The organism is Natronobiforma cellulositropha (assembly GCF_025629245.1).
GTDB classification, from domain to species: domain Archaea; phylum Halobacteriota; class Halobacteria; order Halobacteriales; family Natrialbaceae; genus Natronobiforma; species Natronobiforma cellulositropha.
Genome location: NZ_JANZXN010000015.1, coordinates 272,751 through 295,898, shown reverse-complemented (window position 1 = coordinate 295,898; position 23,148 = coordinate 272,751). Strand labels below are relative to the sequence as shown.

Annotated in this window: 19 protein-coding genes, 1 tRNA gene and 1 pseudogene; 12 read left to right on the top strand and 9 right to left on the bottom strand. The window is 65.3% G+C overall.

Annotated elements, in window-relative coordinates:
• The first annotated feature begins 16 nt into the window (after positions 1–16).
• Positions 17–268, top strand: a complete 252-nt coding sequence (locus N0B15_RS07140) for a hypothetical protein (RefSeq protein WP_263018943.1) — start codon at positions 17–19, stop codon at positions 266–268.
• 71 nt (positions 269–339) lie between these two features.
• Here N0B15_RS07140 and pth2 read toward each other — a convergent pair whose 3' ends face one another.
• Positions 340–678, bottom strand: coding sequence for a peptidyl-tRNA hydrolase Pth2 (gene pth2 / locus N0B15_RS07135; RefSeq protein WP_263018942.1), 339 nt, complete (start codon positions 676–678; stop codon positions 340–342).
• A gap of 151 nt (positions 679–829) precedes the next feature.
• On the opposite strand from pth2, the gene dcd reads away from it, so the two are divergent.
• Both dcd and N0B15_RS07125 read left to right on the top strand, forming a co-directional pair.
• Positions 830–1,441, top strand: a complete 612-nt coding sequence (gene dcd / locus N0B15_RS07130; RefSeq protein ID WP_263018941.1) for a dCTP deaminase — start codon at positions 830–832, stop codon at positions 1,439–1,441.
• A 64-nt stretch (positions 1,442–1,505) separates the two neighbouring features.
• Entirely contained in the window at positions 1,506–2,498 is a 993-nt protein-coding gene (locus tag N0B15_RS07125; RefSeq protein ID WP_263018940.1) for a transposase, read from the top strand.
• A 217-nt stretch (positions 2,499–2,715) separates the two neighbouring features.
• Here the strand turns inward: N0B15_RS07125 and N0B15_RS18310 are convergent.
• Positions 2,716–2,975 (bottom strand): annotated as a pseudogene (locus N0B15_RS18310) (hypothetical protein); the annotation flags it as partial.
• A 483-nt stretch (positions 2,976–3,458) separates the two neighbouring features.
• On the opposite strand from N0B15_RS18310, the gene N0B15_RS07115 reads away from it, so the two are divergent.
• Both N0B15_RS07115 and N0B15_RS07110 read left to right on the top strand, forming a co-directional pair.
• Positions 3,459–4,361, top strand: coding sequence for a thiamine-phosphate synthase family protein (locus tag N0B15_RS07115; RefSeq protein WP_263018938.1), 903 nt, complete (start codon positions 3,459–3,461; stop codon positions 4,359–4,361).
• 13 nt (positions 4,362–4,374) lie between these two features.
• A complete protein-coding gene (locus tag N0B15_RS07110) occupies positions 4,375–5,055 on the top strand; it encodes a class I SAM-dependent methyltransferase (protein WP_263018936.1) in 681 nt (226 codons plus the stop codon).
• A 42-nt stretch (positions 5,056–5,097) separates the two neighbouring features.
• Here the strand turns inward: N0B15_RS07110 and N0B15_RS07105 are convergent, their stop codons facing one another.
• Positions 5,098–5,505 carry an acyl-CoA thioesterase gene (locus N0B15_RS07105; protein ID WP_263018935.1) on the bottom strand — a complete coding sequence of 136 codons (408 nt, stop codon included), beginning with the start codon at positions 5,503–5,505 and terminating at the stop codon, positions 5,098–5,100.
• Between the two features lie 85 nt (positions 5,506–5,590).
• A complete protein-coding gene (locus tag N0B15_RS07100) occupies positions 5,591–6,358 on the bottom strand; it encodes a DUF7001 family protein (protein ID WP_263018933.1) in 768 nt (255 codons plus the stop codon).
• A gap of 238 nt (positions 6,359–6,596) precedes the next feature.
• Here N0B15_RS07100 and N0B15_RS07095 point away from each other — a divergent pair, with 238 nt between their 5' ends.
• Positions 6,597–8,432, top strand: coding sequence for a histidine kinase N-terminal 7TM domain-containing protein (locus N0B15_RS07095; protein WP_263018932.1), 1,836 nt, complete (start codon positions 6,597–6,599; stop codon positions 8,430–8,432).
• A gap of 46 nt (positions 8,433–8,478) precedes the next feature.
• On the opposite strand, the gene N0B15_RS07090 is transcribed toward N0B15_RS07095, so the two are convergent.
• Positions 8,479–9,405, bottom strand: coding sequence for a sulfide-dependent adenosine diphosphate thiazole synthase (locus N0B15_RS07090; RefSeq protein ID WP_263018930.1), 927 nt, complete (start codon positions 9,403–9,405; stop codon positions 8,479–8,481).
• Between the two features lie 333 nt (positions 9,406–9,738).
• On the opposite strand from N0B15_RS07090, the gene N0B15_RS07085 reads away from it, so the two are divergent.
• From N0B15_RS07085 to N0B15_RS07075, 3 genes are all read left to right on the top strand, one after another.
• Positions 9,739–10,122, top strand: coding sequence for an FxLYD domain-containing protein (locus tag N0B15_RS07085; protein WP_263018928.1), 384 nt, complete (start codon positions 9,739–9,741; stop codon positions 10,120–10,122).
• Positions 10,123–10,234: 112 nt separating this feature from the next.
• Positions 10,235–11,776, top strand: coding sequence for a flippase (locus N0B15_RS07080; RefSeq protein ID WP_263018926.1), 1,542 nt, complete (start codon positions 10,235–10,237; stop codon positions 11,774–11,776).
• Between the two features lie 74 nt (positions 11,777–11,850).
• Positions 11,851–12,252 carry a hypothetical protein gene (locus tag N0B15_RS07075; protein WP_263018924.1) on the top strand — a complete coding sequence of 134 codons (402 nt, stop codon included), beginning with the start codon at positions 11,851–11,853 and terminating at the stop codon, positions 12,250–12,252.
• Between the two features lie 14 nt (positions 12,253–12,266).
• Here the strand turns inward: N0B15_RS07075 and N0B15_RS07070 are convergent, their stop codons facing one another.
• The 3 genes from N0B15_RS07070 to N0B15_RS07060 all read right to left on the bottom strand — a co-directional run bounded on the left by N0B15_RS07070 (position 12,267) and on the right by N0B15_RS07060 (position 16,834).
• A complete protein-coding gene (locus N0B15_RS07070) occupies positions 12,267–13,016 on the bottom strand; it encodes a 4-phosphopantoate--beta-alanine ligase (RefSeq protein WP_263018922.1) in 750 nt (249 codons plus the stop codon).
• 99 nt (positions 13,017–13,115) lie between these two features.
• Positions 13,116–16,022: a DUF1508 domain-containing protein gene (locus N0B15_RS07065; protein ID WP_263018920.1), complete on the bottom strand. Its 2,907-nt coding sequence runs from the start codon at positions 16,020–16,022 to the stop codon at positions 13,116–13,118.
• Between the two features lie 727 nt (positions 16,023–16,749).
• Positions 16,750–16,834, bottom strand: a tRNA-Ser gene (locus N0B15_RS07060).
• A gap of 115 nt (positions 16,835–16,949) precedes the next feature.
• Here N0B15_RS07060 and N0B15_RS07055 point away from each other — a divergent pair.
• Together N0B15_RS07055 and N0B15_RS07050 are read left to right on the top strand one after the other, a co-directional pair.
• Positions 16,950–17,900, top strand: a complete 951-nt coding sequence (locus N0B15_RS07055; RefSeq protein ID WP_263018919.1) for an AAA family ATPase — start codon at positions 16,950–16,952, stop codon at positions 17,898–17,900.
• A gap of 91 nt (positions 17,901–17,991) precedes the next feature.
• Entirely contained in the window at positions 17,992–18,828 is an 837-nt protein-coding gene (locus N0B15_RS07050) for an alpha/beta fold hydrolase (RefSeq protein ID WP_263018918.1), read from the top strand.
• Positions 18,829–18,926: 98 nt separating this feature from the next.
• Here the strand turns inward: N0B15_RS07050 and ppc are convergent, their stop codons facing one another.
• Positions 18,927–21,617 carry a phosphoenolpyruvate carboxylase gene (ppc, locus tag N0B15_RS07045; RefSeq protein ID WP_263018917.1) on the bottom strand — a complete coding sequence of 897 codons (2,691 nt, stop codon included), beginning with the start codon at positions 21,615–21,617 and terminating at the stop codon, positions 18,927–18,929.
• A gap of 450 nt (positions 21,618–22,067) precedes the next feature.
• Between ppc and N0B15_RS07040 the strand changes: the two genes are divergently transcribed.
• Complete coding sequence (locus N0B15_RS07040; protein WP_263018916.1) at positions 22,068–22,973, top strand: DUF7551 domain-containing protein; 906 nt, start codon at positions 22,068–22,070, stop codon at positions 22,971–22,973.
• Positions 22,974–23,148 lie beyond the last annotated feature (175 nt).

Sequence of the window (23,148 nt, the reverse complement as noted above, 5' to 3'; positions counted from 1 at the left end):
CCCAGACCAACCCACGATGGCAACGACGACCCTGAACGAGCGGCTCACGATAATCGGTGTCGCAGTCACCACACTCGTCGCCACGAACGTGCTGAGCGGCGGCGGCGTGAGCGCCGCCACGATCGGCGGCGTGCTCGCCGCCACCGTTTTGATCGCCCTCCTCGAGTACGACGAGGGCGCACTCGAGAAGCGGGCTGGCATCGCTGGCGCACTCGTCCTCTCGAGTGTGTTCGTCGCCGTCGCGCTGTGGCTCTCCGTGACTGGGTGACGACAGCGCCTACGGAGGAGACTCCATCGGAGACGCCGAAGAACCCCCGCCAGCGGTGCGCACCGAGAAGACTACAGCAAGGAGAGGTCGCCCGTCACGCGGTCGACCAGGTCGTCCTCGGCGGGACCGACCGCGAGGGCGGTGACGGTGCCCGGTTCTAACTGGGTGTGGCCGGCGTCGCGGATGACGGCGTTCGGGACGCCCTCGTGGTCGGCGATCTCGGCGAGTTCGTAGAGGGTTCGCTCGTCGCTCGCCTTCAGGACCACCTTCTTCTGGCCGCCGCCTTTCCACGCCGAGGCCGCCCTCGAGTCGGTCTTTTCGAACGCCGAGAGCGAGGCGTGTGCGACCTGTGCGGCGAGCTTTCCGGTCCCCATGCCGATGTCGGTCCTGGCGACGATGGCCTGTTTCATGGCTCGAGAGAGGGTCTCCGGGGCTATATGCGCGGTGATATCGTGCGCTGGCGCTGTAGTGGGACCTCGAGCGAGCGAGTTGGTCCCCTTTCGCGAAACGAGTGGTTCCCTTTCGCGAAGGTTTTAGGACTGGTGCTTCGACTGGCGAGTAATGATCCTCTCCGACGCCGACATCCTCGACCGACTCGAGGCGGGCGACCTCGTGATCGAGCCGATCGACGACTACGACCTCCAGATTCAGCCCGCGAGCGTCGACCTGCGCCTCGGCGAGCGCTTCCTCGAGTTCCGGCGGACGAACATCCCGTGTATCCACCCGGGGGCCGACCACGAAGTCGACGAGTACGTGACGGAGACGGTCGTCGACGACGGCGAGGACTTCATCCTCCACCCCGGCGACTTCGTGCTGGGGACGACCCACGAGCGCGTCGAGATTCCCGCGGACCTGATCGCCCACGTCGAGGGGCGCTCCTCGCTCGGCCGCCTCGCCGTCGTCGTCCACGCCACGGCGGGGCTGTGCGATCCGGGCTACAGAGGTCAGATCACCCTCGAACTCTCGAACCTCGGCACCGCACCCGTCGCGCTCACGCCGGGGATGCGCGTCTCACAGCTGACGTTCACGGAGCTGAAGACGCCCGCAGAGCGCCCCTACGGCAGCGGGCGCGGCTCGAAGTACCAGGACCAGGACGGCCCGCAGGCCTCGCGGATCGGCGGTGACCACGAGTTCGGCGGCGACCAGCGCTCGAGCGGGCGCGACCTCGAGTAGCCTCCCGGAGAGGGTGTCATAGAACAGTTAGCATACCAAAGAGCAGGGTGAACGCTGAGGTGGAATGAGTTCAGCGACCCTGCAAGATGAGCCTTGGATAGACGAGTTCTTTAATCTCGTGGCAGTCGAGACGCTTCCGCTCTTCGAATACCTCGACTTTGACTTTCTCAGTGAGTATGACGTGTTCGCCCCCGATGAGCGGGGGCGAACACGAGACCACCATCCGCCAGAACTCTTCAGAGGGTTTCTTCACTGCCACTACAAGGGGATCTACGGTCCTCGTCCAGTTACCCGAGAACTCCAGAATACGGCCGTCTGGTTCAGCTGTGGCTTCGATCGACCGCCGTCAAGAGACGCGGTCGATCGCTTCCTCACCGATCTCGGACTCGTCGTTGACGACGTGTTCAGCCACCTCGTCGAACAGGCCGCTGCCTGCGGCCTGCTCGACTCTACCTTCCGAATCGATTCGACTGATCTCGAAGCCCTCGCGTGGAACGATGACGCTTCGTGGAACTACGACCCAACGGCCGAAGAGTACTACTACGGGTTCGGCCTGTCGATCGTTTCCGCAGGGCCAAAGATTCCGATCGCAGCGGAGTTTACGCAGGCGAAACAGGCCTCGAAGGAGACGGCGATGCGCGTCACCCGTGACGCGCTCGCCGTCAAGCAACCGATCTGGATGCTCGGAGACAGTGGCTACGACATCCTCGATTGGCACGACTTCCTGCTGGAAGCAGGAGTCGTGCCGATCGCCCCGTACAACGCACGAAACACCACTGATCCGCTCGATATCGAATACCGCATCGAAGACCGAATCAATGAATTTACCGAGGATGTCACGCTCAAGCGTTCGATCCTCGCTGAGACGTACAAGCGCCGAACGCAAGTTGAGCGAACGTTTGGTGCGTGTTCAGATTGCGGCCTCGGGACGCTGCGCGCCCGAGGCCGCGCCCATGCGCGGGTAGAAGTGTATCTTGGACTGTGTCTCCGAGTGATCGTTGCCATCACGAACTACGAACAGGGTGAAAATCCGGGTCGAACCAAGCTCGTGGCATGAGATGAATTGTATGACACCCTCGGTACTCATCGGTAATCTCGAGGCAACTGGAAGTGCGCCTCAGCCCTCGGGGCGCACAAAAACCGACCGGCAGAAGGTGTGCTCGAGGTCCATTTTCGGGGGTTGATGAATCGCCACAGGGCGTCAGTGTTCTTCAGCGAGGGTGCGAACCTCGCGAAGGAATTGCGTGACGTCGTCCAGCTTATAGCACGTGCTGTCAACTGTTTCGACGAGCTCGAGGGCGAATGAACCCACTCCTCCAGAAGTGCACCAACTGGGTGACGTATGGGCTGTTGTCCCAGCTCCGGTGGGGCTGATCGCGCTAAGTAGCGTTCGCGCTTCCTTGCGGGCCATATGGCTGTTCCGGACTTAGTCGAAGATTAGTTGCGGCGTCGGGACGATTCGCGGTCCCCTGGAACACGCGTGAATGAGCGGGAAGTTTGTCCCACCAAACTCGTCGGTGAGAAAGCCGTTGACGGCAAAAATCAGTGTGTCTGGGGCCTGAGAGGTCCGTGAGTCGATGCGGATATAGAAATCGACATCGCAGCCGGTCGAAAACACTCCTTCGGGCAACTCGAGGATTCCAGCGAGCAGCTCCAGAACGCCGAAGACGATCCGGGTCAGATCATCCTCGCTCTCGACGGTGAGATACCGTGCGAGCGCGTCGGTCATGAACCAGAACACCAGACCAGTTATTTGAGTACGACACCTATCAACTAATCATATGATCTGAGGCGAAGACACCGTTCGTTCGGCTGGTACAAACCTTCTTGGTAAAAGCATTCGNTCTTGGACTGTGTCTCCGAGTGATCGTTGCCATCACGAACTACGAACAGGGTGAAAATCCGGGTCGAACCAAGCTCGTGGCATGAGATGAATTGTATGACACCCTCTCCCGGACCCTCCGTCGGTTCACGACCGCAGAGTTATTCCCCGGGGTCCCTTATCCACGGCCACTGAATGAAATTCGTCGAAGAGATCGTCGTCGAGGAGTTCTTACCCACCGTCCGCTCGCAGCTGGCCGGCGAACTCAGGTCCCAGGGACTCACCCAGAGCGACGTCGCCGAGGTGCTCGGGATCAGCCAGAGCGCGGTGTCGAAGTACGCCCACGGGGACGTCACGATCAACGAAGAGATCGCCACCGACGAGCGCGTCGACGCACTGGTTACCCAGCTCGCAGACGGGCTGGCGAGCGGTGACGTCACCCCGGTCCAGGCGCTCGTCGAGATCGAAGTGTTGATCCGCGAACTCGAGACCGGGGGCGACGTTCTCGCAGCCCTCCACGAGGACGCTGTCCCGGCGCTCACGGCACACGACGCCGGCTTTCGCGTCCACGACCCCGACAGCGACTTACGCACGAGCGAGCGGGTGCTCTCCTCGCTCCGGCGCGGCCTTCGCAGTCTCGAGAACGCGAGCGGGTTCGCGGGACTGCTCCCCGCCGTCGGGTCGAACCTCGTCGCGTGCGTGCCCGACGCGACGGACGTCGACGACGTCGCGGGCGTGCCGGGGCGCATCTTCGACGTGAAGGGGAAGGCGACGATTCCGGGCGAACCCGAGTTCGGCGTCTCCGGCCACGTCGCGAGCGTCCTCCTCGCGGCGCGTCGGCACGGATCTGAGGCCGCAGCGGCGGGCAACATCAGGTACGATCCGGAGCTGGTGGCAGCGCTCGAGGACGCGGGCCACGTCGCGGCAGAGTTCGACGAGTCGGGTGACGTCGCCTCGAGCGTCGGCGCGGCCATCGAGGACCACCCCGAGGCGACGGTGCTCTATCAGACGGGTGCCGACGGCATCGAGCCGATCACGTACGTCCTCGGTCCCGACCCGGAGTCCGTGGCGGAAACGATTCAACGCCTCCTCTCGTGAGTGACGGGTAGCTATGCGTGATCGCAGCGGCGAGCGCGACGAAGACGCACAGGCGTTCTACGGCCGGTGGGCGCGCCTCTACGACCTGCTGGCGCGACGGACTCCGGGCATCGCCGCACTCAGAGCGCGCGCCGCCGACGCCTGTCGACTCGAGCGCGGCGACACGGTCGTCGAGATGGGCTGTGGGACGGGTGCGAACCTGCCCTATCTGGCCGAGCGCGTCGGTCCCGAGGGAACCGTAATCGGCGTCGACTTCACCGAGCCGGTGCTCAGACGGGCGCAGGCGCTCACCGCCGACTACCCGCACGTACAGGTCGTCCGCGGTGACGCGACCGCCCCGCCGCTCGAGCGCTGTGACGCCGTGCTCGCGACGTTCGTGACGGGGATGCTCGAGAAGCCAGCGTGTGCGGTCGACGACTGGTGTGGCCTCGTCGGGCCGGGCGGCCACGTCGTCCTCGTCAACGCCGCCAGCAGCGAAGCGTGGTACGCGCCGCCGGTGAACGCACTGTTTCACGCCGTGGTCGTCCTCTCGACGCCGCCGACGACGCGCCTTCGCTACGAGCGCGATCCGAGACGGCTGCTCGACGGGCGAATCTCGAGTGCTCACGCGCGCCTGCGAGAACGGTCTGCGGCACTCGCCCACGAGACGCACACCGGTGGTGTGGTTCGGCTGACCGGCGGACGCGTCCGCTAGCTGGTGGGCGTCTTCGGCTGACTGGCGGGTGAGTACCGACTGCTACGCCTCGAGTCCCTCGTAGGCGAGGACCCGCTCGCGAACGTCGTCGGGGATCGATGCTGGCCGCTTCTCTTCGGGGTCGACGTGTACCAGCGTGGTCTCACCGGTCGCGACGCGCTCGCCGCCACCGACGGTGAGTTCGTAGGCCATCGTCAGACTCGCACGGCCGAGACTCGTCGTCTCGAGTGCCACCGAGAGGTCGTCGGTGAGCGTCACGGGACGTTCGAACGAGAGGGCGAGGTCGGCAACGACGAACGTGAACGTCTCGAGGTCGCTCTCGAGGACCTCGTGGAGGTAGGCGATGCGCGCCTCTTCCAGGTAGGTCGCGTAGACGGCGTTGTTGACGTGGTCGTAGGTGTCGAGGTCGTTGTAGCGAACGTGGACGTCGACGGTGAACGGGTCGTCCATGGGTCGAAGAGGGGCGTCGAGCGGAAGGGACCACCGGTTTGCGTCGTCCGCCGGTCGCGAGTTCTCACGGCCGCCCGGAGCGAACTCACTCGAGTGCGTACCGGCGGGCGTGGCGCGGACAGAACTCGGGCTCGCGAAGCTGTGCCTGGATCAGCGTTTCGTGGTAGTGGGCGTTGGAGAGGCGACAGCGCTCGTCGTCACAGAACGCCTCGCCCGTCTCGAGGTAGTGGACCGCCTGCAGGGCGTAGCCACAGAGTGCCTCGGTGGTTCGGGGGTCGTCTTCGACGAGGAACTCGCCGTCGACGGTGCTCTCGAGGACCTCCCGCGGCGGGGCGTCACCCGAGAGCAGGGCCTGACTCTGCTGTGCTTTGTAGTACGCCTCCGGTTTCGCCGGTGCTTCGTAGAGTCCAGGGACCGAGAGCAGCGTCGGATGGCCGAGGACACTCACCCGTTTGTGCCAGCGGCCGTCGTGGTCGCCCCAGGTCGCGAGCGCCCGGTCGAGGAAGACGACGTGGGCGGTCTCGAGCGAGCGTTCGTCGGCGGGGAGGACCACGTTGAGCGCCCGCGCGACCTGCGAACCGTCGTAGAGGACGCCACCCGTGCATTCGGGCTGCTCGAGTGCGCGCTCTTCGTACCGGATCGTTCCGAGCATCGTGTTCCCCGTCTCGCGGTCGTACGGCGAGCGCACCCGCGCCCGTGCGAAGTGTTCGGCGAGGTCGTCGCTCCGGTGGCGCTCGAGAAAGCGCTCACGGATGGAGACGGGAGTCGCGAGACGGTCGCGTAGCCAGTCGGCGACGGCGTCGACGTCGCAGACGGTCGTCGGGGCCCGGTAGAGACAGACGCGCTCGAGCATCGATATATTCATCAGTGATACCACAGCGTGAAAGCGTTACGGTCCCGTGCCAGTCAGATCGGAAAAAACGGTGAACCGCCTCGGGGTCCAGTGGTTCGAGACACCAAAGGCGTCTCGTCATCCCGAGAATCGGAGATTCTCGGACGATCCCGAGGCACTCAGCCTGCTCAGCCTGTAGATGACTCGCCCGCGTGACGATGTCACAACAGGTATTGCTGTTCCCCTGGGAGAGGTGGATGTGCTCTACGGTGCTCACCTATTCGGATTACTACTGGTTGGTCTCGTCTCGCTCGTCGCGGCGTGGTGGGTCCGCGGGCGGACTCGGACTCGAGCGGGGACGACGATGGTCGTCCTGCTCGTCGGCCACGCGACGATGGCGCTGCTCACGCTCGTCCAGTTTCTGGGGCCGACGATGGCGTGGCAGGTGTTCTGGTACCGAGCCTGGTTCTCGATTGGCCTGCTGTTGCCGGTGGTCTGGTTCCTCCTCGCCGTCTACTACACGGGACGGGACTACTGGCTGACGAGACCGGTCTGGGCACTGCTCGTCGCGAGTCCACTCCTCGCGGGTGGTCTCTGGGTGACGGACCCGTATCTCGGCGTCATGTCGACGGGGTTCGCGTTCGAAACCGAGCCGTTCGACCGCGTCACACACGAGTTTTCCCCGACCGGGGTTGCCGTGTTCACCGTACTCGGTCTCTTTCCGATGGTCGCGTTCGTCCTCTTCGCACAGCAGTTTTTCTTCCCGCGGCGACACTCACGCTGGAAGGCGGGAGCGGTACTCGTCGGCATCCTGGTCATCTGGGCCAGCGCCTGGGTCAGCGACACGACGCTCGTGCCCGCACCGGGGTTTCCCTACACCCAGTACGGAAGCGGTGTCTTCGGCGTGCTCGTGGCTATCGCGCTCTTTCGTACCGGCCTGTTCACCGTCTCACCGCTCGCCCACGAGACCATCTTCGAGTCCATCGAAGACGCGGTCATCGTCGTCGATACGAACACCATCCTGGTCGACTTCAACGAGGCGGCGAACGACCTCTTCCCGACCCTCCACGAATCCATCGGTGACCCGCTCGAGGCGGCACACCCGGAACTGCTCGCCCCCACGGATGGCTCTCGCTGTGATGGCGGCGGGACGGGGGCGGTCGTCGAACGACTCGACCGGAACGGAGCGACCGGCTTCGCGGACGCGATCCGCGTCTCGACGCACGACTCGGCTCGCACTCTCCGGATCAGTGTCTCCGAGGTCTCGAGCCGCGGCGAACCCCGCGGCTACGCGCTCATCATGCGCGACGTGACCGACCTCGAGCGCCACGCCCTCGAGTTAGAACACAAGACCGAGCAACTCGAGCGCTTCGCGAGCGCGCTCTCACACGACCTGCGAAATCCGGTGTCGGTCGCGAGCGGCTACGTCGAACTCACACGCGAGACGGGCGACCTCGAGCACCTGACCGACGCCACTGCCGCACTCGAGCGCATCGAGGAGACGATCGACGACCTGTTGACGCTCGCCAGAGAGGGTGAGACGATCGACGAACTCGAGCGCGTCTCGCTCGTCCACGTCGTCGAGGAGGCGTGGCTGACGAGTGACACGCGTACGGTCGTCTTCGAGAACGCGATCGAGCCGGGACACCGGATTCGTGCCGATCCCTCGCGCACCAGAACGCTGCTCGAGAACCTCTTTCGCAACGCCGCCGACCACGGCGCGGAGACGGTCCGCGTCGAGCCACTCGAGTCGGGAACGGGGTTCGCTGTCGCCGACGACGGGCCGGGGATCGATCCGGAGGTCGGTGACCGAGTCTTCGAGTACGGCTACACGTCAGCGGATGGAACGGGCCTGGGGCTCTCGATCGTCGCCTCGGTCGCTACCGCTCACGGCTGGAGCGTCTCGGTCACCGAGAGCGACGACGGCGGTGCTCGCTTCGAGATCGCGAACGTCCGCCCGCCTCACTCGGGTGACGGCGACGGCAGTAGCCTCGGCAACGGGTCGGCGGGTGAGGCGCGTGGAGTGGGGACGCCAGTCGGGGCCGTGACCGATTCGAGTGTCGTCTCGCCGGCAGCGAGCGACCGCTCGCGGTGATCGTGGCCCAAAAAGCAGTGTGCGTGTCTGTCGCAGTGGTGAGACCTCAGTCGTCAGCGGGAACGCGACTCGAGAGTTCGACGTCGGGTGCGTCGACGCCGAGTTCGTCGAGGGCGACCTGGGCGACGCGTTTGCCGGAGATGAGCATGGCACCGAAGGTGGGACCCATGCGCGGGAGACCGTAGGCAGTGGCGACGGCCATCCCGGAGGCTAACAGGCCGTCGTGGACGAGACCGGTGTGTTCGACGACGGCGTCCTCCGAGCGGCCGACCCACATCGAGTCGTGGCCGGGCGAGTCGTGGCCGGGTGCGCCGTAGGTGTCGCCGCCGGTCTTGTCCATGACCTGCCCGCGTTCGCGCGCGGCCTTGATTCCCGGGGCGTCGAGTACGCCGCGTTCGTCGAGTTTGTTGATCGCCATCGCGTCGTGGCCGGTCGCGTCGATGACGAGTTTGGACTCGACGGCGATGGGGTCGACGCAGGTGATCTCGCGTGGGAGGGCGTGGACCGGCGTCCAGTTCATCACGATTCCCGCGACGCGGTGGTCCTCGCGGATGACGATGTCCGTGAACTCGGTCATGTTCTGCATCTTCGCGCCCGCGTCACAGGCGGCTTTGATCAGCGCCGAACAGGCGTGGGGACCGTTCGCGACGTACAGTCCCTCGCTGTCTCGAGACTGCTTGAAGTCGACGTCGAGGTCTTCGAGGACCTCCTGGGCGGGACTCCGGACGGTGACCTTGTTCATGAGGAAGCCGCCGAGCCAGAAACCACCCCCGAGGTAGTTGTTCTTCTCGACGACCATCGTCTTCACGTCGCGCTCGGCAAGTTCCTTCGCGGCCATCAGCCCCGACGGGCCGCCACCGATGATGATGACGTCCGAATCGGAGAAATCCATGAACTCCTCGGTCCACTCCTGGCCAATCGCACGCGTTACGTCCGCTTCACCGACGTCGCTGAACTTCTCGAACTCGCTCATACAACCGAGTAATACCACTGAATGTTGAAAAAGGTGTCGTGTCTCGCCCGTGATCGAGATACGCTCTCTCGAGGCTGAAACTCGCCGAAACCGGCGGATCCAGAGTGGAAAAGTAGATGGTCGACTCGCCGATGAGTGAGAACGATGACCGCACTCGAGGGGCGAGAGCCGGTCGCTCGAGAGCGACGGCGTCGGCCGGGACGGACGAACTCGCCGTGTGAGCGACCGACCACTGCGAGCGGCGCTCCCGGGTGTCGGTGGCGATGAACCGCCACACCCGCCGTGGTGACGCCCGAACGCTCAAGAGTCGGCCAGTCCAACGGATCACTGCGAATGTATCGGCGCGCGTTCCTCGTCTGCGCCGTCGCGGCGACCGCGGGTTGTCTCGACGTCCTCGAGGAGAACGGAGAGGAGATCACCGAACCCCGGGACGTACGGATCGTCTACGACGAACTCGTGCGGGACAATCCGGGGACCGAAGACGAACGCGTCTACGTCTGGGGTGTCGCCCGGAACATCGGGGAGCGGGAACTGAGCCTGGTCGAGATCCGGGCGACCTTCTACGACGACGAGGACGAGGAACTCGAGCGCGTCATCGAGAACGTCCCGGAAGTGACCGAAGACGAGGAGTGGCACTTCGAGATCGAGTTCCCCGACTTCGGCGAGCGCGCCGCTGCGGTCGACGCGTACGAACTCGAGGTCATCACCGCCGTGTGAGGGAGGGAGCGTCGGATACTGGCCACGAGCTGACACAGCGCGAGAGACCAGGTGGCTCCGGACGGGACGAGAGAGACGGACCGGGAAGGGGGTCGGAACCGACACACTTGGCATGACAGATCACGACGACGGCGTCTCCGTGCTGGCGAAGCAGGGGAGCATCACGTTCGCCGGAAACGTCATCAACGGTGTCCTCGGCTTCGCGATCGTCATGGTGATCACGCGGTACGTCAGCCCGTCGATCTACGGCCTGTTCGTGCTGGCGACGTCGATTATCCTCTTCATGCAGGTGTTCGCGAACCTCGGCTTGCCGCTGGCGATCGACTACTTCGTTCCCCAGTACCTCGACGACGGCGACCACGGCAAGGCCAAGGGCGTGATCGTCCAGGTGACTGCGACCGTGCTGGTGACGTCGACGCTCGTCGCAGCCACCCTCGCTTACAGCGCCGCGTTCGTCGGGTCGTTCTTCAACGAGCCATCGCTCCAGATCGCCCTCCTGCTGTTGAGCGTCACCATCCCGATGCTCGCTATCTACAACGTGCTCCTGACGTCCTACTACAGCATCAAGAAGCTCCAGTACCGGGTGATCATGCGTGATCTCGTCCGGCCGATCGTCCGGTTTACGGCCACTATCGTCCTCTTGCTCGTCGGCTTCGGACTGCTCGGTCTCATCGGCGGCTACATCGTCGGCCTGTTCGTCGCCATCAGTGTCGGCACGGCCGTCTTCCTCTACAAAGCGTGGCCGCTGCTCACCGTCGACACCGAGTTCGTCCCCGCGTGGCCGCTGCTCACCTACTCCGTCCCGCTGGCGATGACGAGCGTCGTCTTCGTCCTCATGGGCCACGTCGACTACTTCATCCTCGGCTTCTTCCTCGAGTCCGACGACGTCGGCATCTACCGGGTCGGCTACATGGTCGGCTCGGCACTCCTGATCATCTTCAACTCGCTCGCCCCGGTGTTCAAGCCGCTCATCGCGGAGACGAGAGACGACACCGACCTCGTCGAACAGCGCTTTCGCGTCGCTGCCCGCTGGATCGCCGGCTTCACCCTGCCGATCGCCATCACGCTCTCGCTCGGCGCGGCGTCGTTCCTCTCGGTGTTTTACACTCCACAGTACGCGGCCGCGAGCACCGTCGTCGCGCTGCTCTGCGTGGCGTTTCTGTTCAACGTCACCTTCGGCGGGCCGGACAGTACGCTCTTACAGGGGATGGGCTACGCGCGTATCGTCTTCGTCAACACGCTCGTCCTCTTCGGTGCGAACTTCGTCCTCTCGTTTCTCCTGATCCCCATCTACGGCATCGAGGGCGCGGCGATCGGCTCCGCCAGTGCTCTCGTCCTCGTCGGTCTCCTCACCATCGGCGAACTGTACTACCTCGACCGCGTCCACCTGTTCACCGTCGAGTTCGCGAAGGTGGTGCTCTCCGGGATTCCGGCGACGGCCGCAGGTGGGGCCGTCGTCCTGGTCCTCGACTCCGACGTCCTGATCGTCGCCACCCTCCCGCTCGTCGTCCTCACCACCTACGTCCTCTCGCTGATCGCGACTGACGCGTTCACCGACGCCGACGCCCGCATGGCCGCCCAGTTCAGCCCCGGCATCCGCAAACTCCTCGAGTCACGGCTCTTCGGAAAAGTGGTCTCCTGGCTCACCCGGTGACCGCCCCGAACCGACCTGCCACGCTGGGAGTGTTTCACACAATTATTATAGTCTGTTAGCAATAGTCACATACGATGACTATCGAGCCACTCGACACGGTCGAACGCGTGGCGCTACGGTGGGACCGGGTGTTCGAGGCCCTGGCCGCCGAACCGCGCCGACAGCTACTCGTCGCGCTCGACGACGCCTCACCGGATGGCTGCATTTCACTCCCCGAAGCAGCGACCTCCCCAGGTCTGTCGACGGACCCTGCAGAACTGCGTGTCCGTCTCAGACACCAGCATCTACCGCTGCTCGAGGACGGCGGCTTCGTCCACTGGGACGACGATCCGCTCCGGGCCAGGCGCGGGCCGAACTTCGACGAGGTGGCCGTCGTCTTCGATAGCCTCTATCGAACCGTCGAGGAGATACCCGAGCAACTGGTCGTCGGCTGTCATCGCCTCGAGAGCGAACGGACACAGCGAACGAATCGGTAACCGACCCGTCTCCATCAGAACCGGCCGGTTCGGATCCGTGTCTCGGCCCGTTCGAGCGCCTCGTCCGCGTCGAACTCGGCGACGATGCGCTCGAGCGACTCCCGCTCGGTCCCCTCGAGTGTCTGCGCGTGCGCCGTGATGTTCGGAACCGCTCGCATCACGTTGTCGACGATGGGCACGTCCGCCACCTGTGGCGAGCGCGACGCCGGGTTCAGATCGATGACAATTTCGACTTTCCCCATCTCCGCGAGCGCCTGCGCACGGTCGCCGTCCTCGAGCGGAACGAGCACGACGTCGGCCGCGTAGATCCCGTCCGCGTCGACGGTCCCACGCGCGTGCTCGAGTCCGGGAATCTCACCGTCTCCCGCCAGCCCCTTCACCGCGGTCGCTCCGTGCTCGCGTAAGTGCTCGGCGATCGCTTCCATGCGTGCCTCCGTCCGATTGAACAGGTTGACCTCGAGCGCTGCGTCGACGGCGTTGGCGAGGTCGACGACTTCTCCGGGTACCAGCGCGGCGACGTTGCCGTTGATCGAGAGCACCGGCCGCTCGGCCAGCAGGAGGTGGGCCGCCGCGGCGCGGGCGGCACCATCGGCGCTCTCGGTCGTCTCCTCACCCAACAGGTAGTCGAACGCCTCGCCGCGCCCCTGGGCGATCAGCCCCTGTTTGCTCGTGATCCCCTTCTCGACGCCCGCCTCGATCCGGTGGCGCGTCAGCAGCGACTCGTACCGTGGGTGACTCTCCGGAATATCCGTCTCTCGGTCCATCTCTCAGGTGAGCACTCGAGTGAGAGACGAAAAAACACTCTCGGTTCACTCGCCGTGGGTCGACGTGCCGAAAAAAGCTGGTCGAACCGGGAACCCGGTCTACTCGGTGAAGGTGATCCAGCCGTCGGGCGCGTGTGCCTTCACGGCGTTCATCGCCTCGCGGGCGGCCGTTCGCGTCTCGTAGACCTGCGTGCTCTCGGACATCTGCACGCCGTACTTATCGACGAGCGACCACTTCCAGCCACCCTCGGCGGCGTGGAGTTCGAACGAGACGCTGTCGATCTCGAGGATGCTCGCCTCGCCGATTAGCTCACGCACGCCCGCAAGCGCCTGGTTGGCACGGTCGCTCGAGGCGTACTCCTCGGCACCCGTCGCCACGGTGCGTCCGTCCTCGTCGATGAGCCGCCAGCGCCAGCAGTCTTCTTCCTCGGCGAACAGTTCGAACGAGGCGACGTCGAAGTCGACGCGGCCGGCGAGCGGTGCCAGCCGTCTGATCTCCTCGACGGCGGCGATCGCGTTCTCCTTCGTCGGTTCGGCTTCGACCGACCCCGCGAGCACCTCGCGGTCGCGGTCGACGAGTTCCCAGCCCCAGCCACCACTCGAGGTCAGCCGGATCGCCGCGTCCTCGATGCTGAACACCGGCGCGTCGGCGACGTTTCGCTCGAGGCGCTGGGCGGCGGTCATCGCCGAGGCGCGGTCGGCGTAGGTGACCGTCGAGTCGGCGAGCAGCTCGCGGTCGCGGTCTAGCAGGCGGAAGCCCCACTCACCCGTACCGTACAGTTGCACGGCGACGTCGCCGATGGTGTAGCTTCGGCCCGCACTCGCGGCCCCCTTGATCGCCGGAATCGACTCGACCAGTTCGTCACGCGTCGCGTGTGCCTCGGCGTCGACGGCGACGACCTCGCCGGAGGGGAGAACGAACTGCCAGTGCCAGGCCTCCTCAGCGATCGTCTGGAAGATCGCCCGGTCCATCGTCCGCACGTCGGACTCTAAGTGCTCGAGCAGTCGGTCCATCGCCGCCTTCGCCGCGGCGCGCGTCGGGTGTGTCGCCGGATCCTCGGCGACGAGTTTCCCGCCCTCGTCGATGAGTCGCCAGCCCCACTCGCCGTCCTCGTCGACGAACAGTTCGAACGCCGCGGTGTCGATCTCGAGCAGTTCGGCGTCGGGTGCCTGCTCTTTGAGCGTCATCATCGCCTGGGCGGCGTCACCGCGGCTGGTGTGTTCTTCGCCGCTGTCGGCGAGGACGTTGCCGTCTTCGTCGATGAGCCGCCAGCGCCACTCGCCGGAGTCGGCCTCGTAGACCTGGAACGCGGCGTTCTCGAACTCGATCAGGTCCGCCTCTCGAGCCTGTTCGCGGACGCGGTCGATCGCTTCGGTCGCGGTCTCGGGGTCGTCGTGGGGTTCGTTGCTCGCGGCGACGACCTCCCGGTCCTCGGTGACGAGTCGCCAGTTCCAGTCGGTCGTCGGTTCGGCAGGCTCCTCCGTCTCGACGCCGCCGTCGTGGACGGGCGTCGGTTCGGAATCCGCCTCGTCGTCGTCGGCGGTGACCGGCAGGCCGCTCTCGCCGATTGGCTCGGTCGGATAGATCTCGTACTCGGCGTCTTCGATCTCGACGACGTCCGCTGCCTCCGCGTGGCTACGGAACTTGCCGACGCCCTCGTTCGCCGTGGATTCGTTCTCGACCGCACCCGGAATCTCGGCGATACGGTGTTCGGTCTCGTCGATGAGCCGCCACGACCAGCGCTCGCCGACCTGATACAGTTCGTACGTCGGCTCACCGGCGACGGTGATCGAGGCAGACTCGAGTTCGGGCAACAGCGCTTCGACCGCCTCCTCGGCGTCTCTGCGCGAGGGGAACTCGTCGGAACTCTCGGCGAACACCTCGTCGTGTTCGTCGACGAACCGCCAGAACCACCAGCTCTCGCCGCCGTCGTCGCGCTCGCGCAGCTCGACGCCGACGGAGCCGAGGTCGAGCAACCGCGCCTGGTCGAATCGCGCCGCGAACCGCTGGGCGGCTTCTTCGGCGTCGCTCTGAGTGAAGTAGCCGGTCTCACTCGAGGCCAGCGGCAGGCGGTCGTCGTCGAGCAGCTGCCAGTACCACTCGTCGCGCTCTTCGACGTAGGTGAACGCCGCCCCATCGATTTCGATGACGTCCGCGTCGGGACCGCGGTCTTTGAGGAAGCTCACCGACTGCTCCGCCCCGTCGCGGTCGGGGAAGTGCTGGGCGCACGCACCGACGACGCTGCCGTCGTCGCGCACGAGCGTCCACTGCCAGGTCCCCTCGCGGTCCTCGTAGAGGCGGAACGCGGAGGTCGTCAGCTCCATCAGCCCGGCAGAGCCGATCTGTGATTTGACCCGCTCGATGCTCGCTTCGGTCTCGGGACGGTTGATCGTCGAGCCCTCACTGGCGGCGAGCGCCTCGAGGTGTAAGATGTGCCACTTCCAGTCGCCCGCTTCGTCGCGGAAGACGGCGAACTGGGCGGCCTCGAGCGAGTCTCCGGTGAGAATCGCCGGCTCGTCGGTCACGCCCTCCTCCTCGACGAACTTGCCTTTCTGGCCGGTGATGATCGGCACCAGTGCGGTCACGCCAGCGATGATCGCGATACCGGTCGCGTAGACGGCCGTCACCTCGACGCTGTAGTCGGCGCCGTGTTCGTACCAGTCACTCGGATAGACCGCCGCGAAGAAGCCGACGCCGACGAGTGCGATGACCAGTCCGACCGCACTCGCCTGAATCCCGCGCTTTCTGACCGGCAGCATGAGGACGATACCGAACAGCAAGACGGAGAGTCCCGACGCGGCCATCACGCCAGAGATGCGGATCAACATCAGCGAGTCGATGTCGCCAGCGTAGCCGACGATGAACGCGAAGATGCCCGCCGCCCCCACGACGTAGCCGACGATGAACAGCCAGTAGCCGTAGACGTCCTTCGCCGAATCCGGCTCTCCCACGTAGTGTTCGTACAACCGGTACAGTTCGTTCCGGATGCCTGTATTTCCGACCATTTTCGATTTCGAGCCGATAACTGAATCGAACTGTAATAAGCTTCTGGCTATCCATCAAGAAAAATACACAAGGTTCAACCCCCGCTCGCGACGAGCGAACCGGTAGCCGGAACGGAGGTCGCGTGATCGACCCCCGTCCAGTCGTGATCGCTCGGCGACCCGACACCGATGGAACCTTCTCGAGCGGTCCGATTCGCCGGGAATAGGCCGACGGGACACGCCACCTCACCTCCACGCGCCGCTCATCGGTGGTGGTCGCCGTAGAAGCGCCGAGAGGGAGATTTGAACCACGGTCGGACGGTCTCGCTCACATCCGTTCGCGAGCGTGCGGCCTCCCTGATTCAAATCTCCCTGTGTCACGTTTTCCGCTCACGGATGGGCCGAGCACACGCTACGCGGTGCTCGGCGGTGATGTTCGCGGAAAAGCGCCGAGAGGGAGATTTGAACTACTCCAGAGAACCTGCGCTGCGCGCAGAACCTCTGTATCGTTCAAATTCCCGGTGTCGTTCACGGCGACCGGATAATTCGCGTCGCTGCGCGCCGCTCATCGGTGGTGGGCGCCGTAGAAGCGCCGAGAGGGAGATTTGAACCACGGTCGGACGGTCTCGCTCACATTCGTTCGCGAGCGTGCGACCTCCCTGATTCAAATCTCCCTGTTTCACGTTTTCCGCTCACGGGTTGCCGAGCACACGCTACGCGGTGCTCGGCGGTAGTGTTCGCGGAAAAGCGCCGAGAGGGAGATTTGAACTCCCGAGTCCGTGAGGACAGTAGATTTCGAATCTACCGCCTTGGCCGGGCTAGGCTATCTCGGCTCACTTCCTTCTACCCGGGTATCGATTTTATGGGTTTCGATTCGTCCGGCCTCGAGCGAGGGTCGAAGTGACAGCGATCCAGAAGAGATATGGACCCTCACCCAGAGCATCGACTATGGACGTTACGCAAGCGAGTCGAGAGTGTGAGACCGTCCTCGACGAAATCGGGGGTGCGGTGATCTGTGAGCGCGAGTTCCTCGAGACGGTCCTCCTGGGTGTCGTCGGGAGAGGCCACGTCTTACTCGAGGACGTCCCCGGCACCGGAAAGACGCTCACCGCCAAGAGCGTCGCGACCGCGCTCGGTCTCTCGTTCTCCCGGATTCAGTTCACGCCCGACCTCCTCCCCTCGGACGTCACCGGCACGCACGTCTTCAACGAACAGGAGCGCCAGTTCGAGTTCAACGAGGGACCGATCTTCGCGAACATCGTCCTCGCCGACGAGATCAACCGCGCGCCGCCGAAGACCCAGGCGGCCCTACTCGAAGCGATGGAGGAGGGCCAGGTCACCGTCGACGGCGAGACTCGCCCGCTGCCACAGCCCTTCTTCGTCATCGCGACGCAGAACCCCGTCGAACAGGAGGGGACCTTCCCGCTGCCGGAGGCGCAGGTGGACCGCTTCCTCGTGAAGACCTCGATGGGCTACCCCGACGAGGCTGGCGAGGTCGAACTGCTCCACCGGCGTCGGAGCCGCGACGCGATGAGTCCCTCGGTCGACACCGTCTTCGAACCCGAACACGTCGCCCAGCTGCGCCAGGTGCCCGAGACGGTTCGCGTCGACGACGACCTCATCGACTACGTGGTCGCTCTCGCCCGCGAGACCCGCACCGACGGCCGCGTCGAAGTGGGCGTCTCCCCGCGCGGGACCCAGCGGCTGTTCGAGGCCGCCCGCGCCTACGCCACCATCGTCGGCCGCGAGTACGTCACCCCCGACGACATCAAGCGCGTCGCCCAGCCGGTGCTCGCCCACCGCCTCGTCCTCACGCCGGACGCGACCGTCAACAACGTCTCGAAGATACAGATCGTCGACACCGTCCTCGAGTCCGTACCGGTGCCGACGGTCGAGTAATCCGTCCGACTGTTCTCACGTCTGCGTCGACTTTCAGGATGAGCGCTCGAGCGACCACAACGGCTACGGACGGCGGCTACAAACGCCCTGCATGAACGGTGGCGACGAGGAGAGCGAGCGAGACGAGACCAGGACACTCGAGCGGGCCGGGTCGACGGTCCACTACTGGCTCGCTGGGCCGGCGGACGGGCCGCTCGTCGCCTGTACACACGGTGCGTCGATGGACCACCGGCTGTTCGAACCGCAGGTGGAGCCGCTGGCCAACGCGGGCTACCGGGTACTGACGTGGGACGTTCGCGGCCACGGCCGGTCGAAACCGATCGGCGAGCCATTTACGGTCCCTGCGGTCGCCGACGACCTGCTCGCGCTGCTCGACGAACTCGACGCCGAGCGGACGGTCCTGCTGGGACAGTCGTTCGGCGGCTACATCTCCCAGGAAGTGACCTATCGCCACCCCGAGCGGGTTGCCGCGCTCGGAATCGTCGGCTCGACGGACCTGCTGGATCGGCCGCCGCTCCTCGAGTATCTCGCGCTTCGGCTCTCGCCGTACCTGTTTCGCGTGTGGCCCGACGGACACCTCCGGAAGCTGATCGCCGAGCGCACCGCCCACACCGACCCCGTCCGGGAGTACGCGTTCGACGCGACGCGCCAGCTCTCGAAACGGGAGTTTCTCACCGTCTGGGACGCCGTCGCCACGTGCCACCGCTCGGACCCGGCGTACCGGATCGAACGGCCGCTGTTGCTCACCCACGGCGGGCACGACGGGACGGGAACGATCGCGAGAGACGCACCAGCGTGGGCGGCCCGGGAACCGAACTGTCGCTACGAGGTGATCCCCGACGCCGGTCACAACGCGAACCAGGACAACCCCGACTACTTCAACCGGGTGTTGCTCGAGTTCCTCGACGGAATCTCGCTCGAGGCGTGAGACCGACACTCGATGGGCACACGCTCCAGCTGTGAGGTCGCTCTGGTGAGCGCCCGCTCGAGATGAATTCGCGAGTCGAAAAACCAGTGCGAGCGTGCTCAGCCGGTGTTTTTCATCCCGGCGGCGATGCCTTTCACCGTCAGCCGGAGGGTTCGCTCCTCGACGTCGGTCCGGTGGGTCCGGTTGAGCAGGTGCGTCTGTAAGAGGTTCAGCGGGTCGACGTAGGGGTTTCGCCGCTCTAAGTTCTCGCCCAGCCAGTCGCGGGTGTGGAGTGTCTCGCGCTGGCCGATGGTCGTGACGAGATCGACGGTCCGCTCGTACTCCGTCGAGAGCCGGGGGAAGAACGTCTCGCGGAGGTCGTCCTCGGCGAGGTCCGCGTACTCGGCAGCGATCTCGAGTTCGGTGCGCGAGAGCGAGAGGGCGGCGTTGTCGAGGGTCGTCCGGAAGAACGGCCACTCGTCGTACATCTCCTGGAGGGTCTCGACGTCGCCGCCGTCGTCGAGGTAGGCGTCGATACCGGCGGCGATGGCGTACCAGCCGGGGAGGATACACCGCGACTGGGTCCAGGAGAACACCCACGGAATCGCTCGCAGATCCTCGACGGTGCGCTCACCCGAGCGCGAGGCCGGACGCGACCCCAGGTCGAGGTTCTCGATGACGGTGATCGGCGTCGCCTGCTCGAAGTACTGGACGAAGCCATCGCTCTCGAGGAGGTCGCGGTACTCGTTGCGGGCGGCGTCGGCCATCGTCTCCATCGCATCGGTCCACTCTTCGGGGACGTTCTCGGAAGGCTGGTCGATCGCCTGCAGACGCGCACGCAGTTGGGCGTTGAGCATCTGCTCGATGTTGCGCTCGGCGATGCGCGGGTTGCCGTACTTCTCGGAGATGGCTTCGCCCTGTTCGGTGAACTTGACCTGACCGGTGATCGTGCTGTTTGGCAGCGCGAGCAGCGCCTCGTTCATCGGGCCGCCACCGCGGGAGATCGAGCCACCGCGGCCGTGGAACAGCCGCATGGTCACGTCGTAGTCGTTGCAGATGTCGGCGAGACGGACCTGGTTCTTGTAGAGCGACCAGTTCGCCGCCAGGAAGCCGTTCTCCTTGTTCGAGTCGGAGTAGCCGAGCATGATCTCCTGGGTGCGCCCGCGGGCCTCGAGTGCCTGTGCGTAGGCTTCGTTCTCGAAGAGCGTCCCCATGATGCGCCGGGCCCCGGAGAGGGCGTACTCGGTCTCGAGCAGCGGCACGACGTCGATGCCGCTGTGTTCGGGCAGCGAGACGATGCCGGCCTGGTTGGCCAGGAAGAGCACCTCGAGGACGTGACTCGGCTCCGCGGTCATCGAGATGCAGTAGGTGTCGATGGCGTCGACGCCGTACTCGTCCTGCCAGGCGGCGAGGTTGTCGAAGAGCGTGACGACGCGCGTCGAGGTGTCGGAGAGACCCTCGGTGTTCGAGAGGTCGATCACCTGTTCGTCCTGGAGGATGGCGTCGGTCAACCACTCGACGCGTTCGTCCTCGTCGAGGGCGGCGTAGTCGATGCCGTCGCGCTCGAGCGCTTCGGCGATGGCGCCGGTGTGGTTCTGACGGTGGTCACGGAGGTCGAGGCTGGCGAGCGAGAAGCCGAAGGTCTCGACCTGGCGGATGAGCGGCGTGACGTGGGCTCTGACGACGGTCTCCCCGCCGTTGTTCTCGAGGCTCGTCGCGATTGCCTCGAGGTCGGCGAGGAGTTCGTGCGCCTCGGCGTAGCCACCCGGGCGGACGTCGCCGACGCGGCGGAGGCGCTCGCGCATCAGGCGGAGTTTCTGACGGTACGGCTCGCCGGGGTAGCGCTCTTCGGCCGTCCGGGCCGCTCCCGGGAGGCGCTCGCGGTCGGCTTCGAGGGAGGCCTGGAAGGTCGACCCAGCGTCGACGCGGTTCCCGTCCTGGCTGAGGACGCCCGAGAGGCGCTTGAGTTTGTCGTGGTACCGGTCGAGGACGACCCGACGCTGGGTCTCGAGGGTGTTCGCCGTCACCTCGGGGGTAACGTACGGGTTTCCGTCGCGGTCGCTGCCGGCCCACGAGCGGAACTCGAAGAGTTTGGGTACGTCGAGTGGCGTGTCGACCTGTTCGTCGAGCGCCTCCTCGAGTTCGTCGTACACTTCGCCGACGACGTCGAACAGCGTGTTCTCTAGGTACCACTGGACGTTTCGTGCCTCGTCTTCCGGCTCTGGCTGGCGTTTTCTGACCTGTGGGGTCTGCCAGAGACTCGTCACCTCGGCGTCCAGGTCGCGCCAGACCTGCGCGCCCTCCTTGTCGGTCAACAGCGTCTCGTCGAGCGTCTCGAGGTGGTTCGCGACGGCGCGGAGTTTCGACTTCACCGTCTTGCGACGGGCCTCCGTCGGGTGAGCGGTGAACGTCGGTTCGATCAGCACGTCGGAGAGAACGCGCTGGGCCGTCTCGGGATCGACCTCGGCGAGGTCTGTGGCCGCGACTTCGAGGCTGTCCCCGAGCGTGCCGTCCTGGGAGTCCTGCCGGATGGCGCGGACGCGCTCTCGCTCCTCGGCGAGATTGATCAGTTCGAAGTACGTCGTGAACGCGCGGGCGACGATGCGCTGGAGCTCCGGCGAGAGTCCCTCGAGTTCGGTCGCCAGTGGTGAGCGCGAGTCGATGTCACCCGCGCGGTAATCGATCGCCGCCGTTCGGCAGGACTCGACGGTCTCGAACGCTCGACGCGAGGTCTGTTCTTCGAGTACGTCACCGAGGAGCGTCCCGAGTTCGCGGACGTCCTGGCGTACCCCCCTGTTGTGTAGTTGCATACTCTGCCCTACGCGCTCTGTTTCATAAAAGTCCGCACTTCGCGAATGTTTGCCTGACTCATCGTCTTCCGTGAGGGTTCCGAACGTCCACTGCCACCCGTTTCTCACGGACAATCTCCAACGGTGTGCGGTCGACCTGCCAGCAGTGTCGAATCGAACCACCTCCCGCTGTTCGGACGTCACATAGTGGAGGAGCGAGTGAATGGCGGTGGTGGTCTCTATAGGAGAACGGAACTCCGACCGTACACTGGTGGTGGTATACTCTGTGGGGAACATCCCCACTCACACAGAATTGGACAGGGTCGGCCGGACGAAAGGGGGTGGCAAACGGAACGTGATCGTCTCGTGTACAGTTCTGTGTGCACCGAACACCGTTCTCCGGCCGCCACAGATTTCTCGCCAGCCCTCCCTTCCAAAACGGTTTTAATGTTTTTAGGCGAGCCTAAAAACATGATCGGCAGAACACTCGGCGAGATACGCACACACATCGAGGCGCTGGCCTGCGAGCGGGGTGCGTACGTGCTCGTCTGTGCACGGTACGGTGACCGGCCCGTTCCGGCCGCGGGCCTGCGGTTCGACTCCCGGGCGACGGCCCGCAGCGCCGCCCGCGCAACCGAGCAATACCGCGCCGAACTCCGCCAGTACGACCCCCAACTACCACACTACGACGTGATCGTCTGCGAAGCGTCCCCACGCGGTGGCCGAGAGTCCCAGTCCACGGACGCCTCTCGAACACCCTCGAGCGTCGCTCCCGGCCACGTGCCATCTGCGGAGTACTCACTCGTCGAGTACTGTCACGACGCCGCGGGTGCGCTCTTCGAGAGCATCGCCGCGTCCGACCACGACGCGCTCGAGGACGCGATCATGGACACCTACTTCCGCGTCGCAGAGACCGTCTCGAGTCCCGACGAACTCTGCCTGTGCTTGCTCGAGAGTATGGCACAGGAACTCGACGAACGCCTCGGTAGCGACGAACAGGCCCGGCTCCTGTGGCGCGCGGCGAGCAGACTCCCACCGCCGACTGGGGTCGGTGCGGATAGCCTCGAGTCTGCGCTCGAGCGGCTCCAGACGACGGCACTCGCGAGCGGGTACACGGTCCACCCCTCGCCCGCCGGGGCGACGGGCACGCCGACGTGGGACGTGACGGTCCACGAGTACGCCCTGGCGCGGGCGGGTGAGACGGTGATCACGTTGCCGATCTCGATCGAGTTGTTCCGCCACGTTGCCGACCCGCAGCTCTCGATTTCACTCCGCCTGTCGGGTGAGGACGCGGTTTCCTCGGCCTGCCGGCTTCGCGTTTCGAGACTCGAGCACCCGGCTTCGTCGGGACTCGTGCAGCTGTCGGCCACCGGGTGACGGTGGGTCTCACTGGACGTCTCGCTCGCCGATACGCACCGCCCACCGTGTCGGCTCTCAGAGAAGCGGTGGGGATGGGTGCACCGCCTGAACGTCGGTCACTTCCTCCCACGTTCCGTACTTCGAATCCTACCGTGCCGTATTCTCTCGTGGAAAGGCGGTGGGGATGGGATTT